This window comes from Microbulbifer maximicatervae (SeqCode), assembly GCF_052467325.1.
The window spans coordinates 1,586,682-1,603,016 of record NZ_CP174310.1 but is presented as its reverse complement, the minus strand read 5'-3'; the positions used below and the strand labels follow the sequence as shown (position 1 = coordinate 1,603,016).

The following is a 16,335-nucleotide window of genomic DNA, read 5'->3' as shown; positions in this document are numbered from 1 at the left end:
CAGCCGGAAGGCTGCTGCAGGGAAGCGAGATCATGTTTGACCAAGTTGTTTTTGCCGGTGGTGGTGGGCGGTGTACCTGGCAGATTGGCTTTTGGGAGTCCATAGCCAAAGAAATTAGTCTTTCTCCGAAGGTGGTTACTGCTGTTTCGGCAGGGGGCCTAATGTCGAGCCTGGTGCTGATGGGTAAGACGGAGGAGGCTCGAGAGCATTTCTGGACCGCGTTCGAGACTAATGAAAAAAATGCTTATTGGGGAAACCTTTTTGGTAAAGAACCTGTGTTCCCCCAATATGGAATCTACCGCAATGCGATGTTAGAGCTGTTTTGGGATGGACTGGAGACCCTTCAGCAGGGCGCAGAGTTGCGAATTGCGGTTGTTCACCCACCAAAAGGTCTATCTGGAGGTTTGGCTTTTGGAGTGGGGGCCATGGCCTACTATGCCGATAAGCATTTTTTACGCAGCCTTCACCCCAAGATCGCCCAGCGCTTAGGTTTTAAGCAGCAATTTTATCGAGCCCGGGATTGTTCCAGTATTGAGGAGTTGGTGGACCTGATTTTGTGCTCCTCCTGTACGCCGCCATTCACGCCAAGACTTAAGTTGCGGGGGCGAACAGCACTCGATGGTGGGGTGGTAGATAATATCCCGGTGGCAGGATTGGATGATGGAAAGGGAAGGGTGCTGGTGTTGTTGACCCGTCGTTACGACCAGTTCCCAGACATATTTACACAGCGTAAAGGCGATCAGGATTGGACTTATGTCCAGCCCTCGAAACCGCCATTTATCAGTGTTTGGGACTACACAAGTCCAGAGCTGGCCCAAAAAACTTACGAGTTGGGGTGTGCTGATGGGAGAGAATTTTTACAAAAACAAGTGAGTGAAGAGGAAGTCTCCAATGAACAATTCCAATAAAAAAATAGCGGAATCTATTGCCCTATGGCATGAGATGGTCGCTGCACGAGATCTGAGTCGCTTGCCCGCGATCGTTGCAGAAGATGCTGTTTTCCGTTCACCGGCATTTTTTAAGCCCTACCACAGCTCCGCTGCTGTGTGCCTGATTCTCAATACGGTGATGCAGGTTTTTGAGAGCTTTGAATACGACCGTGAATTTACTACCGAATCGGGACACGATCTGGCTCTTGAATTCGCAGCCTCCATCGGTGATAAGAGCTTGAAGGGGTTGGATATTATCCGCTTTAATGATGAAGGCAAGATTATTGAATTTGAGGTGATGATACGCCCGCTCAACGCCCTGCAAAAATTGGCAGAGGAAATGTCCGGGCGGCTTTCCCAGTATGTGACTCAGTATAAGGATACTCAGCAGGCTTGATTTCTAGCAAGCAATAGAAAAGCACACAACTACTCAATTTATGGGTAATTGTGTGTTTTTCGTCAGTTTATTAATGCTTAAAATCAGCTGGTGGACTTTTGTCCAAAGCTTGATATTTCGCAGCTTGCAGAATCTGACTCTACATAGCGAACAAACATCTTTGAGTTAGCTGCTTTAGCAGCTAAGACTGTTGACCAGAATCGATTTTTACTTTCAGTGGTAGCTGAATCCAAATGGAAGGATGTACAGATGTTATTGGTGTCATCTGCAACATTGAAGACTTTAATTGCTCCGTTATCGGTGTAATTTTCAAGCTTCCAGTCTGATGGTATTACATCTATCTCTCCTGCAAACGCGGTAGATGAAAAAATAACTGTAAGTACTATCGAGTTAAGAATATTTTTATACATAGGATTTTTTTGAATCAATTTGTATGCAGGGTTGAGATGATATAAATTTTCTTGGGGGTTGGCTAGAATCTTATTCAGTTAGCAGCCAAGTATCATGTAATTTTCAGTTGAACTAATGAATATCAACCATATGAGGCGTTGTCGTGCTTTTCCTCGTTGGAATCGTGCTGCAAACAACATCATCTCTTCTCTTTCTACAAAGCAGACTTTTTCCCTTTATCACCCCTCAATGTCTTCGGAAGTGGTCTGTAAAACCCTTTCTGAGGTTGCTTGAAAGTTGGTGACAATTTCATTGCAGTTAACATAGGTCTCCGCATTTCTTGCTAACAAAAAGCTTGTAAGTAATATGCTCTGTAAGCGTCTACTTATAAGTTGTTTTCTCTTTGTATTCTGCAAGGTGCAGTGAGCATTATATAAGTGATTTGTTGAAATCAGGGCGATAGGGGTTTCAATAAGGGGGGGTAAATTTTAATACAGGAGTTCCATTTGGCTACTTTACTATGTAATGCCTGTGTTTGGTTGTTCTTATTCGTCTATTTGTTCGGGTGAACGGTCATTGTACGAATAGGGCTAGCCTTAATCGGTTGTTTTGGGGGCCGGTCTCTTTTGGGCGGTTAGTAATCGCTTGAATCGAAGTATTCAAATGCATCGATTCCATCCATATAGGCCCCATCGAATCCAGCATCAACGATCATATAAATGTAAGAGTCATCATTGCCGAAAATAATTTTTTGCCAGCCCTGTTGCCAATACTTCACGTAGTAATTACCGGGTTCACCTGGTACTTCTCCCAGTAACCATTCGGGTGGGGTGTTGTACCAATAGGACTTCCAATAGTAGCGATAATCTTGTGCTTCGCCGATATTGATATAGGCCAGCACCAAGCGCCGTCCACCATTTTCTTTTTCTTTGAGCTGCTCAATTTGTTCCTGGGTGTAAGTTTCGCCGTTAAAGAAGAAATCGATAATCAGGATGTCGTAATTGGTTTCACTTAATGCGTCGACAAACTCTTCAGGTGTTGAGTAAAGGCGTGGATTGATAATGTTTATAAAGTTGCTGGCTTCTCCGAGGCTATCAATGTCACGTGAATTTACATTGAATGGCTCATCGGGGTATGGAGGGATATTATCCAGGGCTTCACTGTCTGCAGCAAAAGAAATATACCCTGCATCTTCATTATCCTGATATGAATCGTCAACATTCCGGATAATGCTGGCAAAATCCGTTATTAGGATTCGATCTCCTTCATCTTTTGCCAAATCAAGATAAGTTTGCAAGCGCCGGGTTTCAGACGTGCTGGTTGGTTCATCGACAATGCCATTTGCCCCAAAAAACAGGGCTTCCTGAGCAATGCCGTCTGTGGCATTCAGGTAGGTTTCATCCACAGGCCCCGTGGTAGTTGTCGTCGTCGTAATTAACTCAACCCCATTTTGGGGAACAATGAGAAAGTGGCGATTGATATCCTTGGCGTAGGTGCTTATATCTTCTACCAGATAACGCATTTCCTTGTCGTAATCAGTAGATTTTTGATTTATGTCATCGGGAAGGTCATCAAGACTACAGCTTAGTATCATTAGCGGACTAAAAAATGACAAAAGTATCCGGCGCAAAATACATCTCCATTGCTACAAATGATAGTTTTTCTGACCTTAAGATATTGCTGTAGGCCAAAATCACTGGCACAAGCTCCTATCTTATGCTGCGGGGTAAGCTATCTAATTAATGCTGAATGATAACTTAACCGCCGCTCAGAAAAACTGTTTTTCTGCCACTGCGGCAGGAAATTGAAGAGGGTTATTTCCCCATATCCATTCTCTTCTTCGTCTTTGTAGTAGCTTTAGCCGTCAGAGGATCATCGGGCCAGTAATGTTTCTGGTATTTAATACGCAACTCCTTTTTTACCTCTTGGTAAGTATTGGCCCAGAAATTCACCAAGTCACGGGTAATTTGAACGGGGCGACGTGCCGGAGAGAGCAAATGAATCATCAGTGGATAGCGATTCTTTAAAATTGTTGGAGTTTGTGCCAATCCAAACAGTTCCTGCAGGCGCACTGCCAGAATAGGTGGGGTTTCTCCATAGTCGATACTAATCCGGGAGCCGCTAGGGACCAGGTAGTGGGTGGGGACCAAGTCATCAAGTTTTTGTTGTAGTCCCCACTCAAGCTGTCCTCGCAAGATGTTATGCAAGTCCAGCTGCCCCACCTGCTCAAGCCTGCTGAGCCCCTGCAAATGAGGAAGCAGCCAATTCTCCATGGTCTCCAAAAGAGCGTCATCACTCCAATTTGGTACTAAAGTGTCGCCTAGTAAATCCTCACACTCTTTACTTTGGCGCAGAAATTCAATTCGAAAGCGCAATTGGTTAGTTTCTGTATTCCAGGGGAGGGAAGACAGGCCTTTCTTACGTATGGCTTCCAGTAATGCGCGGCTGAGGGTTTCCTGTGGGATATCTGCAGCCGGCCGTTGGTGTAAAACCAGTGCCCCCAATTGCGTTTGCTGGAGGGCGATAGCCCGGCCGCTAGTCTCGTCCCAGCGAACTGAAATCTCTTCTTTGATTTGTGTGGCGAAGCACGACCGTAAAGCGGGCAAGGAGATTTCAGCTGCCAGTTGGATGCGTGCGTCGCGGCCCTGGCCATCTAGATCAGCAATGACCAGGTATTCGTTCAAGGAAAGGGCGTCATCATGGGAAAAGTGTGCACCTCTGCCACTGGAGAGTAGAAATCGACGGGCAGAGTCCTTGCGAGTTTTTGCGATCCGGTCTGGATAGGCCAGTCCAAGCAAGGCGCCAATTTCATCTGAATGGTCGATGGGTGGTGAAACGCAGTTTGCGCTTGGCACAATCTTCTTTAATTGAGAGCCCCAGCTTTTGGATTGCTGGCGTACTCTATGCACCGTGCCGCGATCTACCCGGTAATCAGAGCCTTGGGATTGAAGAGCCTGAATTCGCTTATTGATATCCCGATCCCATCGGGCCTCGCCACGGAAAATATCCCGTTCTGATAGCAGTGCTGCCAGTAGACAGGCCTGCTCCTGCAGGCCCCAGCCCACACTGCCAACTAACATATGTGCGAGGCGGGGATGGGCGCCAAAGGCCAGCATGGTGCTGCCGTGCGGAGTGATGCGCAGTTTGTCATCCAGAGCACCGAGTTGCTGCAAGAGCTGCTGAGCCTGAGCCATGGGGCCAGGGGGCGGCGTGTCGAGCCAGCTGAGCTCGCTGACATCAGTAACTCCCCACTTGGCTAATTCAAGTGCTAGGAGGGCGAGATCACTGCGGGTTATCTCCGGTGTATTTTTGGCGCTTAGTGACCGCTGCCGACCCTCGCTCCAAAGTCGTAGGCAGTATCCCGCATTGAGGCGCCCAGCCCGCCCTGTACGCTGAGTAGCTGAAGCTTGTGAAATCGTACTGGTCACCAGGCGGTTCATGCCGCAGTTGGGATTAAAGCGCGATTCGCGCATCAGCCCTGAGTCGATAACTATTCGAATACCTTCAATAGTCAGACTGGTTTCGGCCACGTTAGTGGCCAGCACAATCTTTCGTGTACCCGGAGCAGTTGGCGCTATTGCCTGGTCCTGTTGCTCGCGACTCAGGTCCCCGAAGAGTGGAGAGATAGTGATGGGCCCCTTCGGGGTCTTTTCCGTCAGGCGTTCCTTCAGCAGGTCTTCAACCTGCTTGATTTCCGCGACACCAGGCAAAAAGGCGAGAATACTGCCTTCTTCTTTATCTAAGGACTCGATAATTTTTCTGGTCATCAGCGCGGGGAGCTGACGCTTGTCTTCAAGCTCTTCTTTTGGATTCAAATACTCAATATTGACGGGGTAGCTGCGCCCCTCACTGGAAATGATAGGCGCGTTATTTAGTATCGAAGAGACACCGCTGGTATCCAGTGTGGCTGACATCACCAGAATCTTCAGGTCCTCGCGAAGATACTCCTGGGATTGTAAGCATAAGGCGAGGGAGAGATCTGCCTGCAGGCTGCGCTCGTGAAATTCATCGAAAATTACCAGGGCTGTTGCTTGAAGCTCCGGATCTGCTTGCAAAAGCCGAGTAAGGATTCCTTCGGTGACAACCAATATCTTGGTTTTACCGGTTGCTCGGCGCTCCCCTCGAACCTGGAAGCCAATAGTCTCGCCAACCTCTTCTCCTAGCTGAGCTGCCATACGAGCTGCTGCTGTCCGCGCTGCCAGGCGGCGCGGTTCTAACATAATAATTTTCCTTTCGTTTAACCATGGCGCGTCTAAAAGAGCGAGTGGTACAGCAGTTGTTTTGCCTGCCCCTGGTGGCGCCTGAAGAACAACATTACTGTGCTCATCTAATGTTTGGAGCAATTCGGGAAGGGTGCTTTGAATAGGTAATACTGACATGGGCGGGATTATAGTGACTTCACGATGTGGGGGATACCAAATTCAAGAACGATATCTGGCCCGAGCATAGATTTTTCAGCTTTGAGGAGCATGTGCGGTGGGCTGGCAATACTGGGACTAAAAGTGCATAAAGGAGGGGCTACTTTGTTGGTGCTATATTGCCCTCAGGCACCGCCATAATAGTTAAGGACAGCGCTATGACATTAAATATTCGCAGAGTGGTAACCGGGCATAATTCGCAAGGTGAGCCTGTGGTATTAATGGATGATCGAGGCTTATACACAAGCCAATGGCGACCCCAGATGTCTCAACAGCAGTTGTGGACAACAGAGGATCTACCTGTAGCGCTAGTAGACGATGGTGAGGACAAAGGGGCGCGCGATGTGGTCGGAACCACGATTCCCGGTGGTTCTGTCTTTAAGGTGGTGGAATTTGGTCCTGGAGTTACCCCTCGGTTACATCGGACCGATAGTATTGATTATGCAGTTGTACTTTCCGGTGAAATTGAGATGGAAATGAGGAAGGGGCTATCGGTAAAGCTATGCGCTGGAGACACGCTTGTTCAGCGTGGCACGGTTCACAACTGGGTCAACAGGGGTGAAAAACCCTGTGTAATCGCATTTGTTTTGTTGAGTTCTACAGGCCATGCTGCTTATGGCTAGGTTGTGTGGGCCTATGGTGAGCCTAATTCTTCTGTAATTAGTTGTTATTGATAGTTGGGTTGCTATTAGTTAATTTGGATTGTTTAGGCTAGAAAAAGCCAGCTTATAATAATTTTTTGGGGTTTATTTTGTCTTACTTGTTTTTATTTTTTGCGATTATCACTGAAGTTACAGCTACCTTGCTGCTTAAGGCTTCCAACGGCTGGGAAAAATGGTGGTTGGGAATGGGGTCTATATTTTTTTATTCTCTGGCGAGTCTATTTCTAGCTTTTGTGCTAAAAAATATGAATGTTGGGATGACTTATGCTATTTGGTCTGGTGTGGGTATTGCGCTTATTTGTGCAGCCTCTGTTTTTATTTGGCAGTAAAAATTTGATGTCTACGCTATCTGTGGTGTTGCTCTGATATTTATGGGGACGGCTCTGATTACGATAAAATCTAGTGTGTTTGAACATTAGGTTTTTTAGGTGAATATTTTTGGGTGGTTTTTAGAGGCGCGTTGCCTGAGAAAAGTTGGTGGCGTTGGTTTTGTAAAGTATGTGCATTGGTAGACTTTCTGGGCTTTTCCTAAAGTTGGTTTCGGGGTGAATTTTGACGTTCCTCTATTGTCACTTGGCTGAGTCTGGCTTTCATTAAGAGTGCTTGAGGTGTGAGGTAGATCTTATAACGCATGACGATGAGGTTGTCCTATTATATAAGTGGTTCTGAAATCTTACAAGATCTCTCTCAAGAAATGGGCATGCATTGGCCGGGCTAGGGATGGTTTATATGAAACAGGATGCTTGTGAAAATTATGAGACTGCAGTTGATTTGCAGCTAGCCTTGATTCGGATTTATATCGGATTCACTTTTATTCATCACTTCGCTGAGAAGTTTGGCCTGCTGGGCGCAGACGCTTACAATAATGTTGTGCATTATTTTGAAGGTATTGGATACTCACCTTCAATGGTAATTATTTCTGGCATTTTTGAATTTTCCGCATTTGTTGGATTTACCTTTGGTTTATTCACAAGATTTGCCGCTGCTGGAACAGCATTCTATTTGATAATTGCCTTATTTGAGGGGAGGCATAACCTTGCGGGTTTTTCATGGGTAAGCCATGTCAGTGGTATAGATATTAATGGCAAAATACAAACAGTTTATGGTGGTTGGGAATATCCACTTTTTTGGGCGTTTATTTGCTTTTCTTTTGTACTGACGGGGGGCAGAAAGTGGTCTGTAGATCAATACTTGAGGAAGACGAACTCTTTGATATTACAATTTCTCAGTAGGTGACGCGAGTTTTCTGTGGAAATGAGTGATTTGTAGTTAATCATGACTTGGTCAATGAGAGAGCTTTTGGACATTGATGATTAAACAAGGGATCTATAATGGAAAAAGGTGAGTCGATTTTCCAGGAGTTCTATCATCTTTGGTGTGATAGAAGTGGAGGGTCAAGGACCACGGTAGAGTATTTGACAGGCTTTGATTTAATGCAATATTCCAATCCAGTACCTGAATATCATTGCCGTGATGTACCAAAAGTTAGTCGTAGTGAGTTTGCAATTTTGCCTCCGGGGTGGGAAAGTGATTTTCACTCTACTCCGAACCCTCAGTGGGTTATTACTTTATCTGGTCGCTGGCGTACGACAACTCGAGATGGTGTTGTGGCAACCTATATGCCAGGAGATGTTCATTTTGGAGGGGATATCCTTGTCAGTGGGACAGATGTTGATCAGCAAGGACACTGTACAGTTAATCCCTCTAAAACGGATCCTGTAAAACTGCTTATATTAATTGTTGATTCATTGCTTGCTATTCCTGAAGAGTAAACATCCGTTTATTTGATAGATTCTAGGTTATATTTCATGTGGCTATTGAAAGTTTTTTTTGATTTGAAAATAGCATATTTACATTCATTTACTTCCCTGGTTTAGTGGGATACGATTTTCCTCGATATAATTTTATTTGTAAACTTTGGCTTTAAAGGCTGGGGAGGGTTTATGTCGGCAAAGGAGTTTTTTCGTAATGTAAGAGGTGCTTTGAAAGATTATTTTGGTAATAAGGCAATCGCACTTTGGCACACTTTTGATGATTCTGAGGTGGCGGCAGCTGGATATTACCAGTGTGTAGACCTTGACGGACGCGCCTGGTTATGGACTCCTCGTGGGATGGCAACAAACAGGTTAATTATAACCGCTCACGGGCTTCGCAGAACCAACACCAGTTTCAAAATAGAGTATAACGTTAACCTACATTTTTACTCGCGCGATAAATTTAGTGTAAATGACCCAGGTCTCGCCAGGTTTTATTCTCGAGGAGCCAATTCAGTTGAAGATCTAGGGATTAATGATCCTTGCTTTAACTACATTCTTACAAAATATACTAGTAGCGCTACAAATAGGCACAATACTAATAATGAAACTTATACTTCGGTTAATGCAATTATGTCGCACAATAATAGTGATAGTCGAAGACGTAGAATTCAAAATGCTAATAACATCGGAATGGTTGCCAAGGCGAATAGTATCCAGTCCTTTCAGCCGCCCAGTATTCTAACCATTAGAAATAGACAGTTTATGGCAGCAGTAAACCTGAAATGGGTTCTGGATACTCTGGAGAGAAAAGGGCATCATTTTAATGATATTGATTGTCTTTTCTGTAGAAATACTCTTTGGACAGGAGCAGTAGCTGTGATGTCCGGACTGTCTGGAGGGGATAAATATAGTGATGATGTTGCAATAAATTAGTACTAGAAGGATTTATTTTGTAGTGCCGGTAGGGTCTGTTTTTCATGTGGTAAGAACATTTAGTGATCTACTCGGTGCTTTGAGTTATTTCGTTGACATTTCTTTCTTTGTTGGAACTGTATGTTGATTACATAAAGATTGCTAGTAGGGATAATATGACCTTACTTTCTTCACCGAAAGTAAGGTTTTTATTTAAAAAAGAAAATTGGGGTGATTTCAATAAAGAAGTTGTTGTTGGGGGTATTTTAAGCGTTTTGTCATTCGGGGGCTAGCAAAGGACAGTAAACGTGAAAGCGTTAAAGAGCTGCTGGAAGTATCAAATGCTGAGGCCATGGTCGATACCATCTATGCGCAAATGGACCAGATGTTTGGAACTTCGTCAGTCAATTGGCGGTAGGGTCTTCAGAGCGCGAGCTTTTTGAGCAGCATATGAAAAAACTTGTACTTTTGTGAAGGAAGAGATGAATTGGGAGAAAATTAAAGAGCTAATGATTGATGTATGCCTGAAACATTACTCCGAAGAAGAAGTTCAAGATATACTGTCTTCCAGACTGAAACTGGCCAGTCGATGCTGGTTAAAATGCCTACGGTGATGAATGACTCAATGGCTATTTCGCAGCAGCAGATGGTGCAAAGTTTTATACCAAAGCTAAGGGAGCTTTCTATGGCCTTTAAGGCGGATTTAGAAGAACAAAGAAGCGTTGCGAGTGAGACAGTGCAAAATTGATACTTCAATACTTTCTAGGGGCTTATAAAAGTGGGGGGCCTAGAGAACCAGTGAGGGGAACCCCCTTACTTTATACCCCTAAACTGTTCAATTTGATTAGATTTGTAAGTGAGAAGGGATCGGATCGTCAGTGTCCCGCGGGTTAGCTAGTGCGGCTTCAATGGCGGCCTGTATCCCAAGGGCGGCAGTTTCTTTTGACATGCTGGGATTACCGATATTTTCGGGCAGTGCGGCAATCTGGGGTAGCTGAGGAAGGTGTATCCAGCCGGCGGGGATATTCAGCTGATTAGTCGCGATATAGTGAAGCGCGCCATACATCATATGGTTGCAACAAAAAGTACCCGCAGTATCAGAAATGTCGGCAGGAACACCAATATTGCGCATTGCCATAACCATTGCGCGGATAGGGAGTGTGCTGTGATAAGCGACAGGACCATTTTGTACAGTCGGCTCACCCTGCATTTCAACTCCCCGGTTATCTTTCAGGTTATATCTGGTGGAATCATTATAATTTTGTGCAATTCTCTCAGCCGTAATGATTGCACGGCCACTGTATTCTCCTAACATCACCACTAATTGCGGTTCTATTTTTTCAATAGCATCCGTGACAACTTCAATGCTTTCAAAGAAGTTGTTGGGTATCAAAAGACCATGAATATCACCATTGGCTATCCGTGTTCCGTCCAGCATGCGCATAACTGATTCCGCTGGATTTATCGGTGTGTTACCGAAGGGCTCAAAGCCAGTCAATAAAACTTTTGTCATAGAGATGTTATCGTAAATAGATACAGAAAGATTGATATATTGTTATTTGTCAAAGGTAGCGTTGTCTAGGCTACCTTTGACTGGTTCGTGGTCGGCTATTCAACTAAACCTAATTGCTCCAGGAAAGTGTATTTATCCCAGTCCACCCAGCTTTCCACCATTTTTCCATCTTTATATTTGTCGGTATGTACGCCAGTCCAACTACTGGTTTTTCCAGTTGCTTCATATTGTAGAAACTTTCCAGTATGGGTAGCGGTTATTCTCCAGCGAGTGCAGACGTAATCTCCCTCGGCAATTTGCAGCAGAATTTCCAACTTGGTAGTGGAGAACCCTTTGTGAAAATCTGTGACAAGTTCCTGCCACTCTTTTACTGATAGTGCTGAAGTATTGCCACCAGCATAGGGCATTTGATGATTTTTATAATCTGGTGCTAAATAATTGGTTGCTTTGTCGGGGAAGTTGTCCCCCCACAATTCCAGTATCGCTTTTGATGTCTCTTTGTGATTGTTCGCCATTTTTGTCCCACTGTAAGTTAGGTCGGAATTTGGTAGCCCAAGCATAGTTCAGTGAATTTAAGGGGGGAGCGAATCGAAGTGGGATTGGATTCAATATTGATAGTCGATTGATATGAGTTGGCGCAGATTACATGATAAATAAATATATTGAGTAACTACTTTAAGCTTTATAGGGTGTTGTGCGTTCTGCGAACTTTAATAGAGTATTCAACTGCTGGGTTTTAGAGGCACTAGGCTTTTTAAGGTCTGGTTAGGCCAGTTCTTTGTGGGTAAAACTATGACAAGTAGCGCAATCAAAGCCTTACTAAAGCGTCGTCGAATGCTACCCGTTTTGATACTTGGTGGAATTTTAATGGCTATGTCTCTGGTGGCCAGTCGACAGAAACCACAAAGATACGAAGGGCAAGTTCCGGAGCTGCTGGTGGAAGCCATCGAAGTGAAGCAAATGCCTATTCGCGCTGAAACTGTTGCTTTTGGAGAGGTGATGCCGAGCCTTATCCTTGAGGCAAACTCTGAAGTTGGTGGTCGAGTGGTTTCAGTGTCGGCTGATTTGGAACCTGGCGCAATAATATCTGCCGGGGCACCAATCCTAAATATTGACGAAACCAGCTATCAATTGGCCGTTGCTCAAGCGGAGAGTGACCTGGCTGTTTATCGCGCAAAATTGCAAGAACTGGAGGTTGAAAAGGCTAATATCCAGCGTTCGTTGGAAATAGCTCAGAGGACACTGGAATTAGGGGAACAGGAATTACAGCGAAAAGAGCAGTTGGCGGTTAAGGGGATTGTTTCTCGCTCAGCGGCTGATGCGGAGGAGCAACGGGTATTGAAGTTGCGACAAGAAGTTGAACTTCAAAAGGGTAATCTCTCCCTATTTACCACTCGTAGGCAGGTGATAAAAGCCCAGATAAGTCGTGCTGAAGCGCTGTTTGGTGAAAGTCGCTACCAGTTATCGCGAACCCGGATAAGCCTGCCCTATAACGTGCGGATCGGTGATGTCTATGTGGAGGCTGGCCAGTCTGTTGCCCATGGGACACCGCTGTTTGTCGCTTATGGTATGGATCAGGTGGAGGTTTCGGCCGAACTGACAATGGCTCAAATAGTGCCTCTTTTTCGGAGTATTGAATCTCCCAGTGATCAAACTCTCTCGCCTGACGACTTCTCAGATGCCTTATTGGGATTGGAGGCCAGGGTTGGATTGGTAGGTGGTATTAAACCGGTGGAATGGCGGGGTAGGGTAGTGAGAGTTGGAGGTACCATGGATACCACAAGCAGAACTCTATCCGTAGTGGTTGCAGTGGATAACCCTTATCGAAATATAGTAGCCGAGGGTCGGCCGCCCCTGTTTCGTGGTATGTATGCCCGGATTAAGCTTATTGCACCTCCTTTGCCAGCTTTGGTTATCCCTCGCAGTGCCATGCATGAAGGGCGGGTCTACTTGGCTGAAAATAATCAATTGAAGATTCGCACCATAACGGTGGACTACTACCAGGGTGATCTAGCTGTTGTGCGCTCTGGCTTGATGCCTGGAGATCAGGTGATAACTACTGATGTTATCCCAGCAATCAGCGGGACGGCAGTATCTGTCATCGATGTCAAAAAGGGAGTTTCAGACCTGACCGTGACAGTAGAGGAAGTTGGCGAGTGATTCGCTTTTTTGCGATCCACCCAACTGCTGCCAATTTGCTTATGGTGGGTTTAATGCTGGCTGGCTTTTTCGTATTGCCGTCGATGAAGCGAGAGACTATGCCGGAAATCGACAAGTTCGAAGTACAAGTCTCAGTATTTTATCCTGGTGCAGCTACCGCTGAGATCGAAGACAGTATCTGCCTCCCCCTCGAAGAGGCAACGGATGGCATCCCATTTATTGATGAGCGCCGTTGTGAAGCTGCAGACAATCTTGGCGTGATGAAACTGAAAATGCAGGAAGCAGGTGATATGGGGCAGTTTCTTGCCGACATTGAATCTGCAGTAGATGCGATAGACTCCCTTCCTGCTGAGAGCGAAAGGCCAGTAATAGAAGAGCTGGGACGTACCCAGCCGGTGGTGAGTGTTGCCCTAAGCGCAGATTTGCCTTTGATCCAGCTCAACCAATTGGCCGAGCACTATCGCCGAGAGTTGCTTCGTCATCCGTTGGTGCCCATTGTCAAAATTTCCGGTTTTTCAGACCATCAATTGCAAGTGGAAATTTCAGATTACAATTTGCGACAGTATGGACTGAGTGTTGCCGATCTTGCCGCAATTATCGATAAGCAGGCAATTGATATGCCCGCCGGTAAGGTAACTGCACCTGATCGGGAGTACCAGGTTCGTTTTACCGAAAAGCGGCGCACCGCAGCAGAGCTTGAAGAACTTATTGTTGTCAAAGGAATGGATGGCGCAGAGGTGCGATTGGGCGATATTGCCACTATCCAAGACAGTTTTGAAAAGGAGGAGGACAAAATCACTTTTGATGGGCAGCGAGCCGCATTGCTTGTTGTTCAGAAAAACAGCGTGGATGACAGTTTGAGGGTGTTGGAAGCGGTTCGCGAATTTGTCCAGGCGGAAAATGCCCATTTGCCGGAAGAAATGCGGTTGATTCTTACTCAGGATAGTGCCTCAATTGTTGCTGATCGTTTAAGGATGATTATTACCAACGCCTGGCAAGGGCTTATTCTTGTTGCGCTGACCCTTTATTTGTTTTTTAGCGGGCGATATGTGTTTTGGGTGGTTATGGGCCTGCCCGTTTCATTTCTCGGCGCCTTTGCTGTGATTACTGCTTTGGGTATATCCATCAATATGATCAGCTTGGTGGGGCTGCTGATTGCAATTGGCATCTTGATGGATGATGCCATTGTGCTTTCGGAAAGTATCGCCACCGAATACCGGGATGGCCGTACACCTCTTCAGGCGGTGGTTATCGGAACCAAGCGTGTTGCAAGGGGGGTTATCTCCTCATTTGTTACTACCGTGATCGTTTTTTCTGGATTAGCTTTTATCAAAGGGGACATGGGGCAGGTCCTCAAAGTTTTACCAGTTGTTTTAATCTCTGTACTAGTGGTTAGCCTGATTGAAGCCTTTCTTATTCTCCCCGCCCATTTGCGTCATGCCCTTTCGTACAAGGAAAACCCACCAGCCTGGAAAATCGCTTTTGCTCAGCGATTTGAGTTGTGGAGAGAGTATGTAGGGCGTGTCGCTGATAAAGCGGTGGAATACAGATATGCTTTTGTCGGCGGCGTAGTGGGACTATTTTTTGTTACGGTGAGTTTACTTCCTGCGGGGTTAGTTAAATTCCAAGGGTTTCCTACATTGGAGGGAGATTTACTACAGGCCCGAATTCTAATGCCCCAAGGAACCTCCCTCGTAGAAATGGAAAAGCTGGTGGCATATCAGAAGAAGGCCCTGTACTTAGCTGCTGAAAACCTCTCAGGGAAAGAGGTAGCGCCTCTTATCGAGCACATTAGTGTTACTTACGGGGTGAATGGCGATGCTTTTGAGAGTGGAGCTCATGTAGCCACAATAAATGTCGACCTACTGGCTGCAGAAGTTCGCCATACAAGTATCAGTGAGTTACATCAGGCCTGGAGTAAGGCTGCTGGTGATATCCCTGGTGCGATCGCGATTTTGTATAAGGAGCCATCGCCTGGTCCAGCTGGACGAGCTATTTACCTTCGCTTGGCCGGGCTGGATATTGATCAGCTAAAAGGAATATCTATACGTCTACAAAACTGGCTGCGCAGTTACGAAGGAGTGGTGAATGTACTGGATGACCTGCGTCCTGGTAAGCCACAGCTGACGGTCCGAATGCGGGAGGGAGTTTATGCTTCTGGTATTGATGCCAGTGTTGTGGCCACTCAACTGAGAGCTGCCTATCAGGGCACAGAGATTGATGAAGTGCAGTATCAGGGAGAGACTTACGAAATTCGTGTTCGAATGGATGAGCCATCTCGCAGTGCGCTGTCACGATTTGACGAGCTTGTCATTATCCACCCTGAAACAAGGCAGCGTGTACCCTTGATGGCAATTGCCAATATTGAAATGCACCGGGACTATGCGCGTATCCAGAGAATAAATGGTGAGCGTGTTGTTACGGTCTTTGCAGATGTTTTTACAGAGAGGGCCAATGCCAGTGAAATTCTGCTGGATACCCAACAGAACTTTTTTGCACCATTGGAGCAGGAATTTCCGGGCCTAAGGGTAACCATGAAAGGAGAGATTGAGAATAGTCTCATTACAGGTCTATCGATGGGTAAGGCCTTGTTGATCGGGGCAATAGGAATCTATTTACTACTCTCGCTTCAATTTCGTAGTTATACCGAACCTGTAATTGTGATGATGGCGATTCCCCTGGCTTTAATAGGTGTAGTCTGGGGACATATTATTATGGGGCAGAATATGACGATGCCCAGCATGATGGGATTTGTCTCTCTCACAGGAATTGTGGTGAATGATTCAATCCTGTTAGTAGAGTTTGTGAAGCTTCGTGTCCGAAAGGGAATGGACGTTCACTCGGCGGCGAGTCAAGCCAGTCGCGACCGGTTCAGGGCTATTTTCCTTACCTCACTGACAACAGTGGCCGGATTGTTGCCACTGATGTTCGAAACCAGCCTTCAAGCCCAGATACTGATTCCACTGGTGACCAGTATTGTATTTGGGATAAGTAGTTCAACCGTTTTGATTCTGTTAGTCCTGCCAGCCCTTTATGGCATTCTTAAGGACTTTGGCTTAACTGAGCGAATTCAGGAGCCGCTAGATCGATTACCTGAAGATGTCGCCGCTTCTACGACTTAAATAATCTTAATTGTTGAAGTGAAAAAGCAGCTGGAATGAGTGGTAGAAGAAGGAAGATAAAGAGAAAGCAGTGGT

At 45.8% G+C, this 16,335-nt stretch carries 15 protein-coding genes; 10 read left to right on the top strand and 5 right to left on the bottom strand.

Annotation, left to right across the window (positions count from 1 at the left end; genetic code table 11):
- Positions 1-32: 32 nt before the first annotated feature.
- Together ACJJIE_RS07290 and ACJJIE_RS07285 are read left to right on the top strand one after the other, a co-directional pair.
- Positions 33-908, top strand: coding sequence for a patatin-like phospholipase family protein (locus ACJJIE_RS07290; RefSeq protein WP_444894116.1), 876 nt, complete (start codon positions 33-35; stop codon positions 906-908).
- The gene (locus tag ACJJIE_RS07285) at positions 892-1,326 is read left to right on the top strand and encodes a nuclear transport factor 2 family protein (RefSeq protein ID WP_282933139.1); all 435 of its coding nucleotides are present in this window, start codon (positions 892-894) and stop codon (positions 1,324-1,326) included. Before ACJJIE_RS07290 ends, ACJJIE_RS07285 begins: the two co-directional genes overlap by 17 nt.
- Before the next feature lie 83 nt (positions 1,327-1,409).
- Here ACJJIE_RS07285 and ACJJIE_RS07280 read toward each other — a convergent pair whose 3' ends face one another.
- From ACJJIE_RS07280 to hrpB, 3 genes are all read right to left on the bottom strand, one after another.
- Entirely contained in the window at positions 1,410-1,754 is a 345-nt protein-coding gene (locus ACJJIE_RS07280; RefSeq protein WP_282933138.1) for a hypothetical protein, read from the bottom strand.
- A 596-nt stretch (positions 1,755-2,350) separates the two neighbouring features.
- The gene (locus ACJJIE_RS07275) at positions 2,351-3,346 is read right to left on the bottom strand and encodes an endo alpha-1,4 polygalactosaminidase (RefSeq protein ID WP_444894115.1); all 996 of its coding nucleotides are present in this window, start codon (positions 3,344-3,346) and stop codon (positions 2,351-2,353) included.
- A gap of 184 nt (positions 3,347-3,530) precedes the next feature.
- Positions 3,531-6,095: an ATP-dependent helicase HrpB gene (gene hrpB, locus ACJJIE_RS07270; RefSeq protein WP_444894114.1), complete on the bottom strand. Its 2,565-nt coding sequence runs from the start codon at positions 6,093-6,095 to the stop codon at positions 3,531-3,533.
- 197 nt (positions 6,096-6,292) lie between these two features.
- Between hrpB and ACJJIE_RS07265 the strand changes: the two genes are divergently transcribed.
- From ACJJIE_RS07265 to ACJJIE_RS07240, 6 genes are all read left to right on the top strand, one after another.
- Complete coding sequence (locus ACJJIE_RS07265; RefSeq protein ID WP_444894113.1) at positions 6,293-6,757, top strand: cupin domain-containing protein; 465 nt, start codon at positions 6,293-6,295, stop codon at positions 6,755-6,757.
- 128 nt (positions 6,758-6,885) lie between these two features.
- Positions 6,886-7,125: a DMT family transporter gene (locus tag ACJJIE_RS07260; RefSeq protein WP_444894112.1), complete on the top strand. Its 240-nt coding sequence runs from the start codon at positions 6,886-6,888 to the stop codon at positions 7,123-7,125.
- 400 nt (positions 7,126-7,525) lie between these two features.
- Complete coding sequence (locus tag ACJJIE_RS07255; RefSeq protein ID WP_444894111.1) at positions 7,526-8,032, top strand: DoxX family protein; 507 nt, start codon at positions 7,526-7,528, stop codon at positions 8,030-8,032.
- Between the two features lie 95 nt (positions 8,033-8,127).
- Positions 8,128-8,568 carry a cupin domain-containing protein gene (locus ACJJIE_RS07250; protein ID WP_282933132.1) on the top strand — a complete coding sequence of 147 codons (441 nt, stop codon included), beginning with the start codon at positions 8,128-8,130 and terminating at the stop codon, positions 8,566-8,568.
- A 171-nt stretch (positions 8,569-8,739) separates the two neighbouring features.
- Positions 8,740-9,486 carry a putative adhesin gene (locus ACJJIE_RS07245; protein WP_444894110.1) on the top strand — a complete coding sequence of 249 codons (747 nt, stop codon included), beginning with the start codon at positions 8,740-8,742 and terminating at the stop codon, positions 9,484-9,486.
- Between the two features lie 499 nt (positions 9,487-9,985).
- Complete coding sequence (locus ACJJIE_RS07240; protein ID WP_282933130.1) at positions 9,986-10,213, top strand: DUF2059 domain-containing protein; 228 nt, start codon at positions 9,986-9,988, stop codon at positions 10,211-10,213.
- Between the two features lie 96 nt (positions 10,214-10,309).
- Here ACJJIE_RS07240 and pcp read toward each other — a convergent pair whose 3' ends face one another.
- On the bottom strand, positions 10,310-10,978 hold the full coding sequence (pcp, locus tag ACJJIE_RS07235; protein WP_444894109.1) for a pyroglutamyl-peptidase I: 669 nt from the start codon (positions 10,976-10,978) through the stop codon (positions 10,310-10,312).
- Between the two features lie 95 nt (positions 10,979-11,073).
- The gene (locus tag ACJJIE_RS07230) at positions 11,074-11,493 is read right to left on the bottom strand and encodes an ester cyclase (RefSeq protein ID WP_444894108.1); all 420 of its coding nucleotides are present in this window, start codon (positions 11,491-11,493) and stop codon (positions 11,074-11,076) included.
- A gap of 277 nt (positions 11,494-11,770) precedes the next feature.
- Between ACJJIE_RS07230 and ACJJIE_RS07225 the strand changes: the two genes are divergently transcribed.
- Positions 11,771-13,138 carry an efflux RND transporter periplasmic adaptor subunit gene (locus tag ACJJIE_RS07225; protein WP_444894107.1) on the top strand — a complete coding sequence of 456 codons (1,368 nt, stop codon included), beginning with the start codon at positions 11,771-11,773 and terminating at the stop codon, positions 13,136-13,138.
- Positions 13,135-16,260 (top strand): efflux RND transporter permease subunit, encoded by a 3,126-nt coding sequence (locus ACJJIE_RS07220; protein ID WP_444894106.1) that lies wholly within the window; start codon positions 13,135-13,137, stop codon positions 16,258-16,260. The genes ACJJIE_RS07225 and ACJJIE_RS07220 overlap by 4 nt, the downstream gene beginning before the upstream one ends.
- The last annotated feature ends 75 nt before the right edge of the window (positions 16,261-16,335 follow it).